The 19,903-nt window shown below is 73.4% G+C and carries 17 protein-coding genes; 11 read left to right on the top strand and 6 right to left on the bottom strand.

Features of this window, described 5'->3' with window-relative positions:
• Nucleotides 1-126: 126 nt before the first annotated feature.
• Genes ACIBIW_RS08465 through ACIBIW_RS08485 form a run of 5 tightly spaced genes read left to right on the top strand, consistent with a single transcriptional unit; the run spans nt 127 to nt 6,717 of the window.
• On the top strand, nt 127-1,020 hold the full coding sequence (locus tag ACIBIW_RS08465; RefSeq protein ID WP_399333372.1) for an NAD(P)-dependent oxidoreductase: 894 nt from the start codon (nt 127-129) through the stop codon (nt 1,018-1,020).
• Complete coding sequence (locus tag ACIBIW_RS08470) at nt 1,017-3,107, top strand: hydantoinase/oxoprolinase family protein (RefSeq protein ID WP_399333374.1); 2,091 nt, start codon at nt 1,017-1,019, stop codon at nt 3,105-3,107. Before ACIBIW_RS08465 ends, ACIBIW_RS08470 begins: the two co-directional genes overlap by 4 nt.
• Nucleotides 3,107-4,903 carry a hydantoinase B/oxoprolinase family protein gene (locus tag ACIBIW_RS08475; protein WP_399333376.1) on the top strand — a complete coding sequence of 599 codons (1,797 nt, stop codon included), beginning with the start codon at nt 3,107-3,109 and terminating at the stop codon, nt 4,901-4,903. The genes ACIBIW_RS08470 and ACIBIW_RS08475 overlap by 1 nt, the downstream gene beginning before the upstream one ends.
• Complete coding sequence (locus tag ACIBIW_RS08480; RefSeq protein ID WP_399333378.1) at nt 4,900-5,667, top strand: SDR family NAD(P)-dependent oxidoreductase; 768 nt, start codon at nt 4,900-4,902, stop codon at nt 5,665-5,667. The genes ACIBIW_RS08475 and ACIBIW_RS08480 overlap by 4 nt, the downstream gene beginning before the upstream one ends.
• Nucleotides 5,668-5,703: 36 nt before the next feature.
• Nucleotides 5,704-6,717, top strand: a complete 1,014-nt coding sequence (locus ACIBIW_RS08485; RefSeq protein WP_399333380.1) for a cupin domain-containing protein — start codon at nt 5,704-5,706, stop codon at nt 6,715-6,717.
• A gap of 25 nt (nt 6,718-6,742) precedes the next feature.
• Here the strand turns inward: ACIBIW_RS08485 and ACIBIW_RS08490 are convergent, their stop codons facing one another.
• Entirely contained in the window at nt 6,743-7,582 is an 840-nt protein-coding gene (locus ACIBIW_RS08490; RefSeq protein ID WP_399333382.1) for an aldo/keto reductase, read from the bottom strand.
• A gap of 210 nt (nt 7,583-7,792) precedes the next feature.
• Here ACIBIW_RS08490 and ACIBIW_RS08495 point away from each other — a divergent pair, with 210 nt between their 5' ends.
• A complete protein-coding gene (locus ACIBIW_RS08495; RefSeq protein ID WP_399333384.1) occupies nt 7,793-8,302 on the top strand; it encodes a DinB family protein in 510 nt (169 codons plus the stop codon).
• A gap of 49 nt (nt 8,303-8,351) precedes the next feature.
• Here the strand turns inward: ACIBIW_RS08495 and ACIBIW_RS08500 are convergent, their stop codons facing one another.
• Both ACIBIW_RS08500 and ACIBIW_RS08505 read right to left on the bottom strand, forming a co-directional pair.
• Nucleotides 8,352-8,531: an antitoxin gene (locus ACIBIW_RS08500; RefSeq protein ID WP_399333386.1), complete on the bottom strand. Its 180-nt coding sequence runs from the start codon at nt 8,529-8,531 to the stop codon at nt 8,352-8,354.
• A gap of 136 nt (nt 8,532-8,667) precedes the next feature.
• Nucleotides 8,668-10,668, bottom strand: a complete 2,001-nt coding sequence (locus ACIBIW_RS08505; RefSeq protein WP_399333388.1) for an aconitate hydratase — start codon at nt 10,666-10,668, stop codon at nt 8,668-8,670.
• A 333-nt stretch (nt 10,669-11,001) separates the two neighbouring features.
• Between ACIBIW_RS08505 and ACIBIW_RS08510 the strand changes: the two genes are divergently transcribed.
• On the top strand, nt 11,002-11,631 hold the full coding sequence (locus tag ACIBIW_RS08510; RefSeq protein ID WP_399333389.1) for an LAETG motif-containing sortase-dependent surface protein: 630 nt from the start codon (nt 11,002-11,004) through the stop codon (nt 11,629-11,631).
• Between the two features lie 178 nt (nt 11,632-11,809).
• Complete coding sequence (locus tag ACIBIW_RS08515) at nt 11,810-12,187, top strand: YciI family protein (protein WP_399333391.1); 378 nt, start codon at nt 11,810-11,812, stop codon at nt 12,185-12,187.
• Between the two features lie 16 nt (nt 12,188-12,203).
• Here ACIBIW_RS08515 and ACIBIW_RS08520 read toward each other — a convergent pair whose 3' ends face one another.
• Nucleotides 12,204-13,067 carry an NAD(P)H-binding protein gene (locus ACIBIW_RS08520; protein ID WP_399333393.1) on the bottom strand — a complete coding sequence of 288 codons (864 nt, stop codon included), beginning with the start codon at nt 13,065-13,067 and terminating at the stop codon, nt 12,204-12,206.
• A 120-nt stretch (nt 13,068-13,187) separates the two neighbouring features.
• Between ACIBIW_RS08520 and ACIBIW_RS08525 the strand changes: the two genes are divergently transcribed.
• Nucleotides 13,188-13,928 carry a TetR/AcrR family transcriptional regulator gene (locus ACIBIW_RS08525; protein WP_399333394.1) on the top strand — a complete coding sequence of 247 codons (741 nt, stop codon included), beginning with the start codon at nt 13,188-13,190 and terminating at the stop codon, nt 13,926-13,928.
• Between the two features lie 94 nt (nt 13,929-14,022).
• Complete coding sequence (locus ACIBIW_RS08530) at nt 14,023-14,496, top strand: nuclear transport factor 2 family protein (RefSeq protein ID WP_399333396.1); 474 nt, start codon at nt 14,023-14,025, stop codon at nt 14,494-14,496.
• Nucleotides 14,497-14,532: 36 nt separating this feature from the next.
• Here ACIBIW_RS08530 and ACIBIW_RS08535 read toward each other — a convergent pair whose 3' ends face one another.
• Together ACIBIW_RS08535 and ACIBIW_RS08540 are read right to left on the bottom strand one after the other, a co-directional pair.
• Nucleotides 14,533-15,264, bottom strand: coding sequence for a GntR family transcriptional regulator (locus ACIBIW_RS08535; RefSeq protein WP_399333398.1), 732 nt, complete (start codon nt 15,262-15,264; stop codon nt 14,533-14,535).
• Nucleotides 15,265-15,658: 394 nt separating this feature from the next.
• On the bottom strand, nt 15,659-16,867 hold the full coding sequence (locus ACIBIW_RS08540) for a lactonase family protein (protein ID WP_399333400.1): 1,209 nt from the start codon (nt 16,865-16,867) through the stop codon (nt 15,659-15,661).
• 997 nt (nt 16,868-17,864) lie between these two features.
• Here ACIBIW_RS08540 and ACIBIW_RS08545 point away from each other — a divergent pair.
• Nucleotides 17,865-19,760: a hypothetical protein gene (locus tag ACIBIW_RS08545; protein WP_399333402.1), complete on the top strand. Its 1,896-nt coding sequence runs from the start codon at nt 17,865-17,867 to the stop codon at nt 19,758-19,760.
• Nucleotides 19,761-19,903 lie beyond the last annotated feature (143 nt).

Below are 19,903 nucleotides of genomic sequence, written 5' to 3' on the forward strand. Positions count from 1 at the left end.
ACGCCACCCATCCCCGGCACACCACACCGCCCCGGCACGCCCCCAACCGACACCCGCCGTCCGCGGCCCGTGTCCCGGCGTCGTGCCCGTCCGCGGCCTGTCCGCCCCGTCGTGAAAGAGGGAAAGATGCCCACACCGCAACACTCCGGCCACCCCGCGTCCCCGGGCGGCAGCGCCGTCGGTCTGATCGGCCTCGGCGCGATGGGGCGCCCTGCGGCCGAGATACTGGCGCGCTCCGGAGTGCCCACGTACTGCCATGACGCGGACACCGGCCTGATGGAGCGGGTGGCGCGGGCCGGTGCCGTGCCCGCCGCCACCACCGCGGAAGTCGCCGCCGCCACCGGCACCGTCATCGTGATGGTCCCCTCCGACCAGGACGTCCTCGACGTCTGCCGCGGCGAGGGCGGCATCCTGTCGGCCGCCGCGCCCGGCACCGTCATCCTCGTCTGCTCCTCGGTCACCCCCGACACCTGCCGCGAGATCGCCGAGGCGGCGCGCCCGTACGGTGTGGAGGTACTGGACGCGGCCCTCACCGGGGGTGTGCGGGCCGCCGAGGCCGGTGAGGTCAACCTGCTCGTCGGCGGCGAGGAGAAGGTGCTCGACTCGGTGCGCCCCCATCTCGCCCCCTGGACCAAGACCGTCCACCACCTCGGGCCGCTCGGCTCGGGACAGGTCGGCAAGACCGTCAACAACCTGTGCCACTGGGGGCAGTTGTCCGCCATCGTGGAGGCGCTGCGGCTCGGCCGCGCCCTCGGTGTGCACCCGGGCCGGCTGCGCGCCGCCCTCCTCGACGGGCCCGCCGCGAGCCGCACCATCGCCGAGATGGAACTCATGCGGCTCACCTGGCACCGCAAGGACCTCGCCAACGCCCGGCGCATGGCCGCCACCGTCGGACACGAGCTGCCGGTGGCGGCCACCGTCCGGGAGGCGATGGAACACATCACCGTCGACGACATCGCCGGCCTGTACGCCGCGGACGGCGCCGCAGGGCCCGACGACACCCCGGCGGGACGCCCGTGAGCGGCCACCGGATCGCCGTCGACACCGGCGGCACCTTCACCGACTTCGTGCACCTCGACGAGGCGACGGGCGAGATCACCATCGCCAAGATCCTCTCGACCCCCGACGACCCCTCGCTCGCCGTGACCGACGGCGTCGAGCGCCACCTCGCCGCGGCCCCCGACAGGTCGGTCACCTCCTTCTGCCACGGCACCACCGTCGGCACCAACGCCCTCCTGGAGGAGAAGGGCGCCCGCACCGGGCTGCTGGTCACCGAGGGCTTCCGCGGCATCTACGAAATCATGGAGCAGGCCCGCCCGCACGGCCCCGCCCTCTTCGACCTGGAGTACGCGAAGCCCGCCCTGCTCGCCCCCGAGCACCGCACCGGCGAGGTCCGCGAGCGCGTCGGCCACCGCGGCGAGGTGCTGCTGCCGCTCGACGAGGACGCCCTGCGCGGGACCCTGCGCGAACTGGCCGCCACCGACATCGACTCGCTCGCGGTGTGCCTCCTCTTCTCCCACCTCCACCCGCGCCACGAGCGGCGGGTGCGGGAGATCGCCCACGAGGAACTGCCCGGGCGCTATGTGTCGCTCAGCTCCGACGTGCTGCCGCAGATCCGCGAGTACACCCGGCTGAGCACCACCGTCGTCAACGCCTATCTGCAACCCACCGTCGAGCGCTACCTCACCAACCTCCGCGCGAGCCTGCGCCGGGCCGGTGTCACCACGCGGCAGGCGTACGTGATGCAGTCCAACGGCGGCACCGCCACCTTCGAGGGCGCCGCGAGGACCCCCGCGGCCACCCTGCTCTCCGGGCCCGCGGGCGGGGTCGCCGCGGGCGCCAGGATCAGCGCGCTCTGCGGCCACGACCGGGTCATCACCTTCGACATGGGCGGCACCTCCTGCGACGTCGCGCTGATCGAGGGCGGCGAGCCGCGTCTCGGCCCCGGCCGCCCCATCGGGGGACGGCAGGTGGGGCTCGCGGCGCTGGAGATCGACACCGTGTCCGCGGGGGGCGGCACCCTCGCCTCGGTCGACGCCCAGGGCGTGCTGACCGTCGGCCCGGACAGCGCGGGCTCCGTGCCGGGGCCCGCCTGCTACCGCGGCGGCGGCACCCGGCCCACCGTCACCGACGCCAACCTCGTCCTCGGCTACCTCAGCGACCGCTCTCGGCTCGGCGGCTCCCTCGCGCTCGACACCGGGGCGGCCACCGAGGCCGTGCGCACCCATGTGGCGCGGCCGCTCGGCCTGGACACCGAGGAGGCCGCCCGCGGCATCGTGGAGGTCGTCAACACCCAGATGCAGGAGGCCATCAAGGGCATCTCCACCATGCGCGGCTACGACCTGCGCGACTTCGCCCTCGTCGCGTTCGGCGGCGCGGGCCCCGTGCACGCCGCCGCGCTCGCCGCGGAACTCCACATGGCGGGCGTCATCGTCCCCGCCCACCCCGGGGTGTTCTCCGCGCTCGGCCTGCTCATGGCCGACGTCCGCCACGACCACCTGCGCTCCCGGCTCGACCCGCTGGACACCGTCGCGCCCGCCGCCGTACGCGAGGTACTGGACGAACTGGCCGCCGCCGCACGCGCGGAACTCACCGCCGAGGGCTTCGCCGCCGACGCCGTCGACATCGAGGAGGCCCTCGACATCCGCTACGCGGGACAGGGCTACGAGGTCACCGTGCCCCTCCCCGCCGAGGCCGCCGACGGCGACTGGCTCGCGCTCGTCCGCAAGGCGTTCGACGCCGAGCACCTGGAGCGCTTCGGGCACGCGGCGCCCGGCGAGCGCGCCGAGATCGTCTCCTACCGGGTCACAGGGCGCGGCAGGGTGCCCGAGGTGCGGCTGCCCGAGCACGAGCCCGCAGGGCGCACCCTCGACGGGGCACGCACCGGGCGGCGCCCCGTCCGCTTCGGCCCGCGCACGCTCGACTGCCCGGTGTACGCCCGCCAACTCCTCGACCCGGGACTTGAGTTCACCGGGCCCGCGGTCATCGACCAGGAGGACACCACCGTGGTCGTACTGCCGGGGCAGCGCGTCACCGTCGACCGCAGGCTCAACCTCTTCCTGCACCCCCTGACCGCCGCGGGGGACCCGCCCGCCGAGGAGGCGTGATGCCCACCGACCCCATCACCTTCCAGGTGCTGCGCGCCCGGCTCTCCGGCGTCGTCCAGGAGATGCAGTACGCGCTCTTCCGCACCGGCTACTCCACCATCATCCGGGAGTCCCAGGACGCCTCCTGCGCGCTGCTCGACGCCGCGGGCAAGGTGATCGCACAGCACGTCGTGCTCCCGCTGCACATCGGCGCGTTCCCCGCCTGCGCGTCCGCGGTCCTCACCGAGTACGGCGACGACCTCGCGCCGGGCGACGCGTACCTCATCAACCACACCTACGAGGGCGGCAGTCCGCACGCCCCCGACTTCTTCCTCATCTGCCCCGTCTTCGTCGGCGGCGAACTCCTCGGCTTCGCCGCCAGCATGGCCCACAAGGGCGACATCGGCGGCCCGGTGCCCGGCAGTTGCTCCGCCAGCGCCCGCGAGACGTACAACGAGGGCCTGCACCTGCCCGCCGTCCGCTACCAGCGCGACTTCACCACCCACCGGGACCTGGAACGCATCATCGCCGCCAACAGCCGCTCGCCCGAGGTCGTGGTGGGCGACATGCGCGGCCAGCTCGGCGCGGTACGCCTCGGCGAGCGGCGGCTCGCCGAGATCGCCGAGCGGCACGGCACGGCGGCCCTGCGCGGCTACTTCCGCGAACTCCTCGACGTCTCCGAGGCCAGGGTGCGCGCCGCCTTCGCTGCCTGGCCGGACGGCGCGTACCAGGCCGAGCGGTTCGTCGACGACGACGGCATCGACCTGGAGCGCTCCTTCCGCGTCCATGTGGCGGTGCGCAAGACCGGCGACCGGATCGCGTTCGACTTCACCGCGAGCGACGACCAGACCGCGGGCCCCGCCAACATCCGCCCCCCGCTGCTCCGCGCCGCCTGCGCCTACGTCGTCATCGCCCTGCTCGGCACCGACACCTACGTCAACTCGGGGCTGCTCGACGCGCTCACCCTCACCACCCGCCCGGGCAGCGTCGTCGACCCGCGCTTCCCCGCCGCGGTCAACACCTACAACCCCACCGTGCACGCCGTGGTGGACGCCGTCTTCGACGCCATGAGCCACCTCGTGCCCGGCAAGGGCCGCGCCGACGGCTGTGCGAGCCGCTCCTTCGTGATGAGCGGCGGCCACACCCCCGGCGCCAGGAAGTACGTGCAGTACGAACTGTTCGGCGGCGGCACCGGGGCCCGCCCCGGGCACGACGGGGTCTCCGGGTCCTCCGTCAACCACACCAACGGCAGGATCGCCCCGGTGGAGATCGTCGAGAGTGAGTACGCCGCCCGCATCGTGCGCTGCGAGCTGATCCCCGACTCCGCGGGGCCGGGACGCCACCGCGGCGGCCTCGGCATCCTGCGCGAGTACGAGGTGCTCGAACCCGCCCGCTTCTCGCTGCGCTCCACCCGCCACAAGGTCGCCCCGCTCGGCGTCGACGGCGGCGGGCCCGGCCGCATCGGCCGCCTCACCGTCAACCCCGGCACCGACCGCGAGCGCGTCCTGCCGTCCCGTTACGCCGACCTGCCGCTGGCGCCCGGCGAACGGTTCGTGCTGGAGACACCGGGCGGCGGCGGCTTCGGCCCGCCGCTCGCGCGCGACCCGGCGGCCGTGCTCGCCGACGTACGCGCCGGATACGTGTCACGTGCCGCGGCCGAGTCCGACTACGGGGTGCTGCTGCGCGACCGGCCGCACGCACCGCCCACCGTGGACGAGGAGGCCACCGCCCGGCTGCGCGCCCGCCGCGCCCGCGGGGACGGCACCGGCGACGCCCGACCCGACGAGAGCCCCGCAGAAAGGCAGGCGCACGCATGACGCTCCAGGGGAGATTCCAGGGGAAGACGGCCGTGGTGACGGGCGCGGGCCGCAACATCGGCGCCGCCATCGCCCTGCGGCTCGCCAGGGAGGGCGCCCGGGTGGCGGCGGTCGACATGGACCGCGGCCGCGCGGAACTCACCGTGAAGGCGATCGAGTCCGAACTCCCGGGCGCCGCGGCCGCGTTCGTCTGCGACGTGGCCGACAGCGCCGCGGTGCGCACCCTGGTGGACGAGGTCGTCGAGCGGCTCGGCGGCCTCGACGTGCTCGTGAACAACGTCGCCACCACCGACCGCGGCGCCACCGTGCTCGACCTGGCGGAGGAGGAGTGGGATCGGGTCCTGCGCACCACGCTCACCAGCGTCTTCGTCGTCACCAAGTACGCCGCGGGGCGCATGGTCGACCAGGGCCGCGGTGGCGCGATCGTCAACATCGGCTCCACCTCCGGCTACCGGGCAAGGCCCAACGCGCTCGCCTACCCGGCGGCCAAGGCCGGCGTCATCAACATGACCCGCTCGCTCGCCGCCCAACTCGCGCCGCACGGCATCCGCGTCAACTCGGTGACCCCCAACAAGGTGGGCTCGCCCGTCGGCAGGGCCGAGGAGCCCGTGGGACGGCCGCGCCGGGGCAACATGCTGGGCCGCGGCGGCAGGCCCGAGGACATCGCCTCCGCGGTCGCGTTCCTCGCCTCGTCCGACGCCGACTTCATCACCTCCACCGACCTCGTCGTGGACGGCGGCGTCCTCAACGGGGTCATGGACTGAGGGCTCGCCGAGGCGAACCAGGAGAGGGGACCTGTCATGTCCGAGAAGAAGCGGGTGTTCCTGCGCGGAATCACCTCCGAGACCTACGGCCTGAAGGAGTTCAGGCGCGCCCAGCTCGCCGCGCGCCGGGTGCGCGGCTCCTCGGTGGTCGTCGCCACCGGCCAGGGCGCCGGATACTCCAGCGACCACCGGGACAACTCCCGGGTCGAGTGGCGCCTCGCCCCCGGCGACGACGAGTTTCTGACCCAGACCCTCCAGGTGCACTCCGTCGAACTGCCCCCGCACGGCGAGAACCAGGGCCACGGCCACCAGAACGAGGCCGCCTTCTACATCCTGGAGGGCCGCGGCTACGAGATCCACGACGGGCTGCGCCACGACTGGAGCGCGGGGGACCTGGTGTTCGTGCACACCGACTCCGTGCACCAGCACTTCAACCCCTATGACGAGCCCGCGGTGTGCCTGGTCATCAAGGCGAAGACCACCTGGATGTTCCTCGGCCTCGTACAGCAGGGCAGGGGCGGCCCGCTGGAGCGGCCCGGGGAGTTCGGCGGCCGCGAGGACTGGTCGAGCCTGTGGACCGACGGTGTCACCGACCGCAAGAAGGTGGTGCACCCCGGGGACTGCGTGTGGCGGACGACGCCGCTCGGCCGGGTCCGTGTCCGCAACAGCCCCGCGCAGACCGACCACCGTCAGTTCAGCGTCGACGTCCACGAACTCGACATCCCCGTGGGCGGCCGCTCGGGGCGGTACTGGAAGATGGCGGACGAGGTGCTGTACGTCCTCGGCGGCGAGGGCTACTCGCTGCACTGGGAGGTGCAGGAGGAGATCGCCGACCGGTACTACGCGCACCTCGCGCACACCCCCTCGCGCCACGAGATCCGGGCGGGGGACACCCTGTACGTGCCGCAGAACACCGTCGCCCAGCACTTCGCGGCCGACGGCACCCCGCTGCGGCTGCTGTCCGCGCAGAACCGCATGTTCAAACACCTCGGCTACGACCGGGTCCACTACCTGGAGCCCGCGCCCGGGGACGGGGCACAGCAACCCTGACGGGCCGTCAGTGCCTGACGCGGCGTCAGAACTCCTCGTGGTGCTCCGGGTCGCCCCCGAGGCGCCGCGGGGAGCGGTCCCCGACCGCCGCCATCTCGTCGTCCGACAGCTCGAACCCGAACAGGTCGATGTTGTCGCGCCGCCGCCGGCCGCCGCCCGACTTCGGGATCGGCACCGCGTCGAGCTGGAGGTGCCAGCGCAGCACGGCCTGCCCGGGTGTGACCCCGTGGGCGCGCGCCACCTCGACGATCGCGGGGTCGTCGAGCAGCTCGCCGCCGCGCCCCAGCGGGCTCCAGCTCTCGGTGACGATGCCCTTCTCGGCGTGGAAGGCGCGCAGCTCGTCCTGCGGGAACAGCGGGTGCATCTCGACCTGGTTGACCGCGGGCAGCACGCCCGTCTCGTCCTCCAGCCTGCCCAGGTGCTCCGGGGTGAAGTTGGAGACCCCGATGGAGCGCACCGCACCGCGCTCCCGCAGCTCGATCATGGCCTGCCAGGACGCCACGTACTGGTCGATCCGGGGCAGCGGCCAGTGAATCAGGTAGAGGTCCACGCGCTCCACGCCCAGCCGCCGCCTGGACTCCTCGAACGAGTCGAGCGTCGCCCGGTGCCCGTGGTGGCGTCCCGGCAGCTTGGTGGTGACGACGACCTCCTCGCGCGGCACACCGCTGCCCGCGATGCCCCGGCCGACCTCCGTCTCGTTGCCGTAGTTGGCCGCGGTGTCGACGAGCCGGTAGCCGGCGCGCAGCGCGTCGGCCGCGCCCTCCTCGGCCTCGGCGCCCTTCAGCGGCCAGGTGCCGAAGCCCACGGCGGGAATCGACGAACCGTCGTTGAGGGCCCGGGTCGGGACGCTGTCGGCACTGGTCACGAATGGCTCCTTCTCGCCGTGGACGAATGACCGTCACCCTAGGTCCTGTCTGATAATTCGCGTCGCGACCCCGGCGGGAATTGTCAGACAGGGCCTAGTGGCCCGGGGGGAACACGTGTCGCCCGTGGCCTGTTGGACCCCTCATCCGCAGGATGGGAACAGGACGCGGTCCGGCCGGGCCGCGCACCCACGGACCACGAAGGGCTGGGAATGAACAGTTCCGCTGTGCTGACGGATGGCTTCGGGCGCATCAAGGAGGAGGTGCACGCCGTGGTGGACGGGCTCTCCGCCGATGACCTCAACGCCCGTATCGACCCCGGCGCGAACTCCATCTCCTGGCTCGTCTGGCACCTCACCCGGGTCCAGGACGACCACGTCGCCGACGCCGCGGGCTCCCAGCAGGTGTGGGCCGCCCAGGGCTGGGACGACCGGTTCGGACTCGCGCTGCCCGCGCTCTCCATCGGCTACGGCCACACCCCGGCGGACGTCGGAAAGGTCCGCGTGGACTCCGGCGACCTGCTGCTCGGCTACTACGACGCCGCCCACGAGCGCACCCTGGAGTACATCGGGGGGCTGCGGGACGCCGATTTCGACCGGATCGTCGACGAGCGCTGGAGCCCGCCGGTCACCCTGGGGGTGCGTCTGGTGAGCGTGCTCGGGGACGACAGCCAGCACGTGGGTCAGGCCGCGTACGTGCGCGGAGTCCTCGAAAGGCGCTGACCCGCGGCGGGCGGGAAGGGGGCCTCGCGGCCCCCCTCGTCCGCCCCCTCTAGTGGCGGTCCTGGTCCCGGCCGAGCTGGTCCTTCATCTTGTCCTGGGCCTTGTCGACCTTGTCGCTGTGCTTGCCGCCTGTCTTGTCGTCGACGTAGTCACCTGCCTTGTCGACGCCCTTCTCGGCCTGGTCCTCGTGGCCCTTCAGCATGTTCTTGAGCTTGTCCACCATGGACATGAGCGTTCCTCCCTTGTCTGTCCCCCCAACCAGCTTCCTCGCAGGACGCGGCGTTCGCATCCGGGCGGCGCCGCCGCCCCCGAGCGTGCCCGCGCCCTCACTCTGCGCCTCCTTCCTCCGCTCGTGCCGTGTCCGCTCACGGCCCGTCGGCGGCGCCCTCCTCGGCGGCCACCGCCGGGATGATGCCGCCGGCGAGCACCGAGCGCCTGCGGTGTGCGGGTAGCCGGTGACGCAGCCGGTACTCCTCACCGCGCGTGGTGTTCACCGCGGTCAGCTCCGGCTCCGCGTCCGGCGCCAGCGCCGCGCGCAGCCCGGTGAGCCGCAGCTCGTCGCCCCTGCGCACCCGGTCGTAGTCGCCGGGGTCGGCGAACTCCAGCGCGGGTACCCCGAAGTTCGCCAGGTTCTGCCAGTGGATACGGGCGTACGACTTCGCGATCACCGCGCGAAGCCCCAGGTAACGGGGGGTGATCGCGGCGTGCTCCCGGGAGGAGCCCTGCCCGTAGTTGTCACCCGCCACCACCAGGTGGCCGCGGCCGTCGTCGCGCTCGCGCGCCGCCCGCGCGGGGTAGTCCGGGTCGATCCTGGTGAAGGTGAAGTCCGCCAGCTTCGGGATGCTCGACCGGTACGGCAGCGCACGCGCACCGGCCGGCGAGATCTCGTCGGTGGACACGTCGTCCCCCATCTTCAGCAGCACCGGCGCCGTCACCTCGTCCGGAACGGGGTCGAGCCGGGGCAGCGCCGAGATGTTCGGCCCGCGTACCAGCTCCACCCCGGCGGCCTCCTCGGGCGGCAGCGGCGGCTCCAGCATCGCGGCGTTGTGCGCGCCGCGATGCGGCGCGGGATCGCCCGGATGGCGCACGCCGTGCTCGTCGGCCCAGTCGCGCGGGTCGGTGATGACGCCCGTGAGCGCCGACACCGCCGCCGTCTCGGGCGAGCACAGCCACACCGCGTCCTCCTCGGTGCCGGAGCGGCCGGGGAAGTTGCGGGGGAACGTGCGCAGCGAGTTGCGGCCCGCCGCGGGCGCCTGCCCCATGCCGATGCAGCCGAGGCACCCCGCCTGGTGGATACGGGCGCCCGCCGCCACCAGGTCCGTGACGGCGCCGGAGACCACCAGGTCCTGGAGGAGTTCGCGCGCGGTGGGGTTGACGTCGAGGCTCACCCCCGACGCCGTCTGCCGCCCCCGCACGATCGCCGCGGCCATGGCGAAGTCGCGCGGGCCCGGGTTCGCCGACGAGCCGATGACCGACTGGTCCACCGGCTCGCCCGCGGCCTCCCGCACCGGCACCACGTTCCCCGGCGACGAGGGGCGCGCGATCAGCGGTTCGAGTGCCGACAGGTCGACCTCCTCGTCCAGGTCGTAGCGGGCGTCGTCGTCCGCGGAGAGGGGGGTGAAGGCGTCGGCCCTGCCCTCGGCGCGCAGGAAGTCGCGCACCGCGCCGTCGGCGGGGAACACCGAGGTGGTGGCGCCCAGCTCGGCCCCCATGTTGGCGATCACATGGCGGTCCATCGCGGTCAGCGACGCCAGCCCTGGCCCGTGGTACTCCAGCACCCTGCCCACCCCGCCGTGCACCCCGTGCCTGCGCAGCAGTTCGAGCACGATGTCCTTGGCGCTCACCCACGCGGGCAGCCGCCCCGTCAGCCGCACGCCCCACACCTCGGGCATGGTCAGCCGCAGCGGGCGCCCCGTCACCGCGAGCGCCACTTCGAGGCCGCCCGTGCCCACCGCGAACATGCCGAGCGAACCGGCCGCGCAGGTGTGGGAGTCGGAGCCCGCGAGGGTGGCCCCCGGGACCCCGAAGTGCTGCATGTGCACGGGGTGCGAGACACCGTTGCCCGGTTTGGAGAACCACAGCCCGAAGCGCCGCGCCGCCGACCGCAGGAACGCGTGGTCCTCGGCGTTGCGCTCGTCGGCCTGGAGGATGTTGTGGTCGACGTACTGGACGCTGACCCGGGTGCGGGCCCGGTCGAGGCCCAGCGCCTCCAGCTCCTGCATGACCAGGGTGCCGGTCGCGTCCTGGGTGAGGGTCTGGTCCACCCGCAGGCCGATCTCACGGCCGGGGACCGGCTCGCCCTCCGTGAGGTGGTCGTCGATCAGCCGCTGGGTCAGGGTGCCCCGCGCGCCGTGCCTCGCCACCATGGCACACCTCCGCCGTCGTTGTCGCCGTCGCGGTCGCCGCCTTCGCCCCCGCCGGGGCTCCGCCGGCTGTTTCCGGCCCCACCGGGTACCCCTTTCCCGGTCTTCATCGCGCTTGTGTCCTTCCGGTCTTTCCTGCGGTTGTCCGGTCTTCCCCCGCCTTTCCGGCTCTTCCCCGCATTGCGGCGCCCGGAGCGGACGGACACGCTCCGCAATCGCCCTTGGTCAGGCACGGGTGCCGATGTGAAGGCCGGGGCGGGTGCGGGACATGGGCGCGGAGGGAGTACTCTGCCGCGCACCGCCTCATAACAACTACGTACCCCCCATGGAGGATTCATGAAGGGACCCACCCGCGCGTGGAAACGCTCGGGCGTGCTGATAGGCGCGGCCGCCGCCGGTATCGTCGGCGTCGGCCTCTGCGCCGTTCCGGCGTCGGCGCACACCCCCGTATGGTCGGTGTCGTGCTCCGAGGTCACCGTTGATCTCAGCGCCTACAACGGCAATGTGAAGAACACGGTCTCCGTGCAGGCCGACGGCAAGGACCTGCTGGCCGCCACGGTGTTCGGCGGCTCGTACCACAACAAGCTGAAGCTCCCCGAGCACAGCAGCGAGCTGTCGGTGCACCTCGTCGTCCAGGCGGGCGACGGCAAGCAGTACTCGAAGGACGAGACGAAGACGTCCCCGGTCTGTGAGGGCACCCCTCCGACCAAGCCGTCGTCGCCGTCCTCCCCCTCGCAGAAGCCGTCTGAGAAGCCCTCTCAGCAGCCCAGCGAGAAGCCGACCGAGTCGGCTCCGGCGAGCCCCGTGCCGGCCGGCGACAACAGCCAGCCGCCGAAGGACCAGGACCTGGCCGAAACCGGCTCGTCCAGCTCCACCCCGATCATCGCGGGCGCGGCGGCCGTGGTCGTCGTCGCCGGTGGCGGCATCCTGATCGCCACCCGCAGGCGCAGCGCCGCGCGTCACTGACGCCAGTCGCTCCCCGTGCCCGGTGGTCCAGCCAGGACCGCCGGGCACCGGTGTGTCACGGCCCCCTTCGCCGTCGCGCCCCGGCGCCGTACGGCCGCCGATGGCGAAGAATCACCTCCAGGACGCCGCACCGCGGCCCGCCGGGCGCGCGCACGGGCGGCGCGAGGAGGAGAGCACCATGAGGCACTATCTGCTGAGCGTGATCCAGCCGTCGGCCGTGCCGCCCTCGGCCCCGGAACTCGACGCCATCACCCGGGATGTACGGGCCTTCGACCAGGAGCTGAGGGACGCCGGGGCCTATGTCTTCTCGGGCGCGCTCGGCGAGCCCGCGGACGCGGTCGTGCTGCGCGCCGCGCACGGCGAGACGGTTGCCACCCGGGGCCCGCACGCCGAGCTGAAGGAGTACCTGGGCGGTCTCTGCGTGATCAGGGCGGCGGACTCGGACGCCGCCCTCGCCTGGGGCCGCAAGGCCGCCCGCGCCACCCGGCTGCCGGTCGAGGTGCGGGCGTTCGAGGAGGGCGCGGGGGAAGGGGCGGGGGAGGGCGCCGGGGGCTGAACTTCCGCCGCGCGGCTCAGCCTTCGGACAGCCGCTCACGCAGCACCGTCTCCAGGGTGACGGGTTCGCGGCCGAGCAGGGCGGCGAGCGTCGGATCGACGGTGGCGAACTCCCCTGCCCTGGCGGCCGCGAAGATGCCGAGCAGGTCACGGGCCGACGCGGCGGGGACGCCCCGGGCGAGCAACTGCGCACGGAACGCGTCGTCGGACACGGTGGTCCTCGTGAGGGGGCGCCCCGCGACCTCACTGGCGATGCCCGCGATGTCGTCGAAGCCGAGCGCCTGACTTCCCGTCAGCGGCGGGGTGGGGCCGTCGAAGCAGCCCTCGTCGGCCAGGACGGCGGCGGCCGCCTCGGCGAGGTCGGCGTGCGCCGTCCAGCTCACCGGCCCGTCCGCCGGGAGCACGATCCGTCCGCACTCCCACGCGGGGTCGAGGAACTGCGCCGCGCTCGCCGCGTAGAAGCCGTTGCGCAGCGAGGTGTACGGCACCCCGCTGGCGCGCAGCGCCTCCTCGGTGGCCGCGTGGTCGCGGCACGCCTGGAAGTGTGAGGCGGGGGCCGCCCCCATCTGGCTGGTGTAGAGGATGCGGCGGGCGCCCGCCGCGACCGCCGCGTCGATCGCGGCGCGGTGCAGCTTGACGCACTCCTCGCCCATTTTGTCGACGGAGACGAGGAGTGCCTGGGTGGCGCCCTCGAAGGCGTGGGCGAGGGCGCCGCTGTCGGTGAAGTCGGCCTCCCGCACCCGCACGCCCCGCTCGGCGAAAGCCCGCGCCCCGCGCGCGTCGCGCACGCTGACACCGACGCGCTCCGCCGGTACGCGTGTGAGCAGCCTCTCGACGATCTGGCGCCCCAGCCGTCCGGTGGCTCCGGTCACGATGATCATGATGTGCTCCCTGCGGCCATGCCGCGTTCCCGCGTCCCCGCGGCTCGTGTTTCCGTTGGCAACGCAATTACGGTACCACCGATACTAACGGTGAAACCAGTGAAGCGGTACCATCGATTCATGTCACCGCGTTCACCCGGCAGGGACGACACCGCGAGCAAGCCCGGCACCGAGCCCCCGAGCCGGGAGCGCACCCGGCAGCGGGTCATCGAGGCGGCCATCGACCTGCTGACGCGCGGGGGCCGCGACGCGGTCACCACCCGCGCGGTCGCCGACGCGGCGGGTCTCCAACCCCCCGCCATCTACCGGCTGTTCGGCGACAAGGACGGGCTGCTCGACGCGGTGGCCGAGCACGGCTTCACCACGTTCCTCGCCACCAAGCACATCGACCCCGACCCCGCCGACCCCCTCCAGGACCTCAGGGACGGCTGGGACGTCGCGGCCGAGTTCGGCCTTGCCAACCCCGCGCTCTTCACCCTCATGTACACCGAGCCCACCAGGACCGCCTCGGCCGCCTTCGCCACCGGCATGGAGATCCTGAGGGGCCGTGTGCGGCGCCTCGCCGCGGGCGGCTGGCTGCGCGTCGGCGAGGAACTGACGGCCCAGATCATCCACGCCACCGTGCGCGGCGCCGTCCTGACCTGGTTCTCGCTGCCCGAGGACCGCCGCGACCCGGCCCTGATGACCGCCCTGCGCGAGGCCATGGTCACCGCCGTGACCCACGAGCGGCCCGCGGTACGGGACGCGGGCCCCGCGGGCGCCGCCCGCGCGCTGCGCGCCAGCCTCACGGACCGGACCCCGCTCACCGGCGCGGAGCGCCACCTGCTGGGGGAGTGGCTGAACCGCCTCGCCGAGGGGTGAGCGCCGCCCCGCGCCGAGCGGGGACGAGCGGGGGCGAGCGCGGCGCCGCGAAAACCCGTCGCGCCTGCGGGCCGCGCGCTGCTACCCATGGACGATGCCGACCGAAGCGCCTGACCCGATGGAACGCCTCCTCGCCGAGCGGGCCTGCGAGCGTCTGATCGTCGAGTTCGTCCGCCGCCTCGACCTCGGGGACCCGAGCGACGTCGCGGACCTCTTCACCCCCGACGGGGTGTGGGAGTGGCCGCACGGCGGGCGCACGGTACGGGGGCGCGAGGCGCTGCGCGCGTACTTCGGCTCACGCCCCGCCGACCGGCTGTCGCGCCGCGTCTCCACCAACATCCTGGTCACGGTGGAGTCCGCGACGGCCGCCACCGCCACCTCGTACTTCGCCACCTACCGCGTCGACGGCTACACCGGCGGCATGGTGCCCCCGGTGCTCCCGGCCAACGTGGGCCACTACGAGGACACCTTCCGCCGGGACGGGGACGCCTGGCTCCTCGCCGAGCGGACCGTCCACCTGCCCTTCGGCGGCGAGACGACCCGCCTGGGCGGCTCCGGCCGGGAGTGAGACGGGCCGCCCAGGCGGGCGCACCACGTCCTGGTCCTACGCCTGCTCGTCGCCGTCCGGGGCCGATGTGCCGTCCCCCGTGGGCTGTTGGCGCGCGTGGGCGAGCAGCAGGGCCTGGCGGGCCGAGCCGACGTGGTGGCGCATCGCGGCGACGGCCGCCTCGGGGTTGCGGGTGAGGATGGCCAGGAAGACGGCCTGGTGCTCTTCGAGCGAGCCGGTCCGCGGATGGCGCGCGGTCAGGTTGCGGTACTGGCGCATGACCAGGGGGTAGAGCAGCGAGTCGTACGCGCGCGCCAGGGTCTGCTGGTGCGCGGCGTGCTTGACCTGCTGATGGAAGGTGCGGTTGCACCGGGAGTAGCCGGCCTGGTCGCCGCTCGCCTGGCACTCGGCCATCGTCTCCAGGGTCCGGCGCAGCGCCTCCACCTCGTCCTCGGTGGCGCGTTCCGCGGCCTTGCCCGCGAGGGCGGATTCCAGTGTCTCGCGCGCCTCCAGGATGTCGGCCGCCTCCTCGGCCGAGAAGTGCCGGGTGCGGACCCCCCTGTTGACCTCGCTGGTGACATAGCCCTCCTGCGCGAGGCGGACCAGGACGGACCGCATGGTGCTGCGGGACACGCCGAACCGCTTGGTCAGTTCCGCCTCGGTCAGCCGGGCGCCCGGCTGGAAGTGCCCCGACACCAGCAGGGAACGCAGCGCGTCATACGCCTGGTTGTGCCGGTTCGGCGAGGCCGCGTCGGGGGAGGCGGTCCTGTCCTGCGGGGTGGAGTCCACATGATCACCTGTGCTTGCGAAAAGGGTTGCGACTACGGGGCATTGTGCCGGGCCCCGAGGGCGGTGGGGTGTGCTCGGATCGGCGGCAAGGCGGACCTCTTCCGGTGTCGGGACCCCGCCCGGCGACCGTACGGCGGCCGGTCTCACGGGCGGGGGCGATCGGTGGGTGGGGGAGTCGGGTGGGACGGCCTGCCGGACGTGGACGTGCGGGCGTCCACCGCGGGTTGTCCGACAAGCGATGCGTGGAAGGTAGCAGCGCTTTGTGATCGCTCGCAAGGATTGTGCATCAGTACTGGGCTTCTTTGGTCACCGTCGGCTATTGCGGGATCATGATTGTCGAACAATGAGGGGGCTGGGTGCGGTCTTCCCCCGGTCCCTACTTGGCCGCCGGGGGTCAGGTGAACAAGGCGAAACCGTCGGGGTCGGGTACGGCCATGGAGGCGCCGGTGTCCGTCAGCCTCCCGGTCCCCGTGGCCACGGAGAAGACGTTCACCGTGCCGCTCGCCTTGTTCGCCACGAGCAGCCACCGCCCGCCCGGGTGGAGCGCCATCCCCCACGGGGTCGTACCGCCGCAGGGGACGCGTTGCACCGGCGTCAGCAGCCCGGTGGACGGGGCGACGGCGTACACGACGAGGGTGTTCTCGCCGCGGCTCGACACGTACACGAAGCGGCCGTCGCGGCTCAGGGCCAGCTCGGCGCCGCTCCTCGTCCCCGGGAAGCCGGGGCTGTCGATCGACAGGATTTGACGCTCCGTCAAGGTGCCGGTGCGCGGGTGCCATGCAAGGGTGCGGAGCTGCGCCGTCAGCTCGGTGAGCAGGTACGCGGTACGGCCGTGCGGCGCGAACACGAGGCGCCGCGGGCCCGATCCCGGCGGTGTGGCGAAGCCGCCGCGCCCGGCGGGCACGGACGGGGACAGCGCACCGGTCGCGCCGTCGAAGCGGTAGGCGAAGACGCGGTCGGCGCCGAAGTCCGGGACCAGCGCGAACCGCCGCCCCGGGGCCACGACGACCTGGTGGGGATGGGGCCCGTCCTGCCGCGGGCTGGGCCCCGAGCCGGTGTCGTACACCGTGGCCAGGGGAGCGCGGGGCGCCCCCGCGCGCCCCAGGGGCAGGGAAGTGGCCAGCCCCGCCTCGAAGTTGGCGACCAGCAGCGTGTCCGACGGGCCGTCCACCGCGAGGTAGGACACCCCGCCCCCGCCGGTGCCACCGCCGTCCGTCGCGATCTCGCCGAGCGGCTTTGTCGCCCCGGTCCTCCGGTCGACGCGGAAGGCGCGCACATAGCCGCCGTCCTCGCCGCCCCCGACGTAGAGCACCGGGCGCCGCGGATGGGCCGCCACCCAGTTCGAACTGGCCTCAGCCACCGGACCCATAGGCGTCAGGCGCCCGCGGGCGGGGTCGAACCACGCCCCGTACACGGGCCCGCCGTCCCAGGTCCCGACGCAGAGGAGTTCGCGCCGCCCGCCCTCGGCTGCGGCTACGGGCGCGCCGGGGAGCGCCGCGGTCAGGGCCGCCGCGGAGAGCGCCGTGGCGCCCAGTACCGTCCTGCGGGCGGGCCCGCCGACCGGCCGTGCGGGGGTGCCTTCGGCTGTGGAATTCCGGATCATGGGCAACTCCTTGGTTCGCTGGATTCGGGGACGGGCGCGGGTCTGCGGCTGTCCCGCCGCCGCGGCGCCGCCGCGCGCGTCCGCCCGCCGTGCTGTCGGCGGGCGTCGGGATGAAGTGCCAAAGGTGTTGCGGAGCAGGGGTGTTGAGCATCCCGTGCGCCTGTCCGCGGCAGGCCCACGCCGATCATCGCCGCTGCCGGGCCGACCGCCCGGCGGTGTTTCGAGCGGTGGGGTGCCGGCGGCCGGGCCGTGCCTTGGGCGGCCGGTGCCGTGGAGGCGGTGTCGTACGGCCCCCGCCGGGTGTCCCGCACCGCCTGGTGGCCGGGCGCGGCGGTGGAACGGCCGCGCCGGGAGGGGAGTATAGCCACGAGCCTGCGGTGGCACACCGGCCGTGGTGTGCGGGGGAGCGGCGGTGGCACACCCGGCGCGGGCCGCGGTGTGCGGCGCCGAGTTCCAACTCACAGTGTCCTGGGGGATGACGGGCATGGGTCCGCTGCGGTATCAACGGGGGACGAGCCGCCTTGCGGGGGCGGCGAGTTGACGGTCGACGGGCCGCCGGGCTCCCCAGCGGGAGGAGCCGGGCCCGCCGGGGCACACCAAGTCGCAGGGGCCATCATGGCCGTGCGGCGTCGGCCCTGACGCACCGTCGGCCCTCTCGGCAGGGTGTGTTCCTCCGGTGGCATCCGGCAGCACGGGCGGCGGCCCGGCCGAAGCCCCGGCACACACCACCCCGGCAGCCACCCCGTGGCGCCGCCCGGAGTCGGCACGGCAGGAACCCCGTACCCCCTCATCCCCGTCACCGCGCCCTGGTGCGCGGCGGCCCCACGTGCCCGTATGCGCGACGGCCCCGCCACCGGCCAGGCGTGACTCCGTGGACACGCCCTGGTTCCCACCGCCCGGCGCTCCCGCCGGGAACCGCACCGCTCCGCCTCACCGCGCCGCCGCACACGGCCGCGCGCCCCCCGAACGACGGACAACGGAAGGAACCGGAAAAGCGATGGCACCTGACATGAAGCGCCGGACGTTCCTGGCCGCAGGCGCGGCCACCGCCGCCGCCCTGGCCACCAGGCCCTTCGTCGCCGCGGCGGCCGACCCGGCGAAGAAGGGCGTGCTGCTGATGAACCGCATCGCACCGTCCTCGTCGACCCTGTGCATATCCCGCGCCGACGGCACCGGCGAACGCCCCCTGCTGAAGACCGGCGGCTACGACTACCACGCCGCCTTCTCGGCCGACGGGAAGACCGTGTTCTTCACGACGGAACGCCCCGGCGACGGCAACTCCTGCGTCTACCGCGCCAACATCGACGGCTCGAACATCCAGCCCCTCATCACGGGGGCGTCGATGGACGACGCCGTCGCCGCCTCCCCCGACGGCACCAGACTGGCCTTCGTGACCACCCGCGGCGCCGACCACAAGACCCGCGTCTGGCTCTACGACCTGCGCAGCGACAAACTGACCAACCTCACGGGCAACGGCGACCTCGACGGCGACCCCGCGGGACCCGACTGCCACTTCCGCCCCTCCTGGTCACCCGACGGCGAGTGGATCGCGTTCTCCAGCGACCGCAACACCGTCTGGAGGGGCCACGACAACGGCAACGGCTGGGAGCACACCCAGGAGTTGAGCGTCTACGTCATCAGGCCCGACGGCACCGGCTTCCGCCAGGTCGCGACCAGGGAGGGGTACTGCCTCGGCTCCCCGAAGTGGTCGCCCGACGGCCGCCGCGTCGTCTTCTACGAGATCACCACGGAGGGCACCTGGGGCGCCCACAGGCCCGAGGACATCGGGAAGGTCGAGTCCCAGATCGTCTCGGTCGACGTCACGACAGGCGAACGTGTCGAGCACACCTCGGGGCCCCGTCTGAAGGTCGCGCCCCAGTACCTGGACGACACCGAGATCGGCTACCTCGTCAAGGGCGGCGACGACGAGGGCCTTGCCTACACCTCGGGCACCCGGCCCTCCGTCAGGCGCGCGCTGCGCTCGCCCGTCTGGTCGCCTGACGGCAGTACCGTCATCTACGAGAAGACCGGCTTCACCACACGCCCGATGGACACCCCGCTCTACAGCTGGGACCCCGACTGGGAGTACCGCTTCTGCGACGTGTTCCCCGTCCTGTCGCCGCAGGGCCGCCTCGCCCTCACCGAGAAGCAGCTCGGCAACTCCTCCATCGTCACCCTGCGCCCGGACGGCTCGGACCGCCGCGTCGTCTTCGACACCGCGGGCACCGACCTCGACCCGGTCCTCGTCGAGCAGGGCCTCGCGGGCGCGTTCCGGCCCGCGTGGTCCCCGGACGGCGAGTGGATCGCGTTCGGACTCGGCGGCTGGTTCCAGGAGCGGGCGGTGAGCAAGGCCGCCGTCCTGCGGGTGCGCGCCGACGGCTCCGCGTACGAGGCGCTGACCGACGACTCCACCAACGCCGGCTTCCCCAGCTACTCGGCGGACGGCGGCGCGCTCGTCTACCGCGTGTGGGGCGAGGGGAAGGGCCTGCGCGTCCTCGACCTGGCGACCGGCGCCGTCCGCGTCCTCACCACCGAGGCGGACAACCTGCCCGACTGGTCCCCTGACGGCGAACTCATCCTCTTCACCCGCAGGACCAGCGCCACCAACTTCGACGTGTGCACCATCCGCCCCGACGGCACCGGCCTGCGCACCCTCACCAGCAGCGGCGCCAACGACGGCCACGCCGTCTGGAACCACGACGGACGCATCCTCTACAACAGCGGCATGTACGGCTTCCGCGCGGAGGCGGCGACCTACGACGACACCTTCCAGCCCTACGGCCAGATCTTCGTCATGAACGCGGACGGCTCGGGCAAGAAGATGCTCACCGACAGCCAGTGGGAGGACTCCATGCCCCTCTACCTCCCCCAGGATGTCCTCTCCCCCTCGTGAGCCTCTCCCCCTCGTGAGGTGAGGAACCGCCTCCCCGCGCACCGACCGCACCCGACATCCCCAGGCACGCGGCACCTTCCGCCACGCGGCACCCCCGGGACACCAAGTCCCGGGGGTACCGGGCCCGTTGCGGGCGGTCGTGG

Origin of the sequence: Streptomyces sp. NPDC050560, assembly GCF_044457285.1 — a bacterium.
GTDB lineage: Bacteria > Actinomycetota > Actinomycetes > Streptomycetales > Streptomycetaceae > Streptomyces.

What these genes read in the sequence shown, in the direction of transcription:
- ACIBIW_RS08465 (WP_399333372.1), top strand. Translation starts at nt 127, where the DNA reads ATGCCCACACCGCAACACTCCGGCCACCCCGCGTCCCCGGGCGGCAGC.
- ACIBIW_RS08475 (WP_399333376.1), top strand. Translation starts at nt 3,107, where the DNA reads ATGCCCACCGACCCCATCACCTTCCAGGTGCTGCGCGCCCGGCTCTCC.
- ACIBIW_RS08480 (WP_399333378.1), top strand. Translation starts at nt 4,900, where the DNA reads ATGACGCTCCAGGGGAGATTCCAGGGGAAGACGGCCGTGGTGACGGGC.
- ACIBIW_RS08485 (WP_399333380.1), top strand. Translation starts at nt 5,704, where the DNA reads ATGTCCGAGAAGAAGCGGGTGTTCCTGCGCGGAATCACCTCCGAGACC.
- ACIBIW_RS08495 (WP_399333384.1), top strand. Translation starts at nt 7,793, where the DNA reads ATGAACAGTTCCGCTGTGCTGACGGATGGCTTCGGGCGCATCAAGGAG.
- ACIBIW_RS08500 (WP_399333386.1), bottom strand. Translation starts at nt 8,531, where the DNA reads ATGTCCATGGTGGACAAGCTCAAGAACATGCTGAAGGGCCACGAGGAC.
- ACIBIW_RS08505 (WP_399333388.1), bottom strand. Translation starts at nt 10,668, where the DNA reads ATGGTGGCGAGGCACGGCGCGCGGGGCACCCTGACCCAGCGGCTGATC.
- ACIBIW_RS08510 (WP_399333389.1), top strand. Translation starts at nt 11,002, where the DNA reads ATGAAGGGACCCACCCGCGCGTGGAAACGCTCGGGCGTGCTGATAGGC.
- ACIBIW_RS08515 (WP_399333391.1), top strand. Translation starts at nt 11,810, where the DNA reads ATGAGGCACTATCTGCTGAGCGTGATCCAGCCGTCGGCCGTGCCGCCC.
- ACIBIW_RS08520 (WP_399333393.1), bottom strand. Translation starts at nt 13,067, where the DNA reads ATGATCATCGTGACCGGAGCCACCGGACGGCTGGGGCGCCAGATCGTC.
- ACIBIW_RS08525 (WP_399333394.1), top strand. Translation starts at nt 13,188, where the DNA reads ATGTCACCGCGTTCACCCGGCAGGGACGACACCGCGAGCAAGCCCGGC.
- ACIBIW_RS08530 (WP_399333396.1), top strand. Translation starts at nt 14,023, where the DNA reads ATGCCGACCGAAGCGCCTGACCCGATGGAACGCCTCCTCGCCGAGCGG.
- ACIBIW_RS08540 (WP_399333400.1), bottom strand. Translation starts at nt 16,867, where the DNA reads ATGATCCGGAATTCCACAGCCGAAGGCACCCCCGCACGGCCGGTCGGC.
- ACIBIW_RS08545 (WP_399333402.1), top strand. Translation starts at nt 17,865, where the DNA reads ATGGCACCTGACATGAAGCGCCGGACGTTCCTGGCCGCAGGCGCGGCC.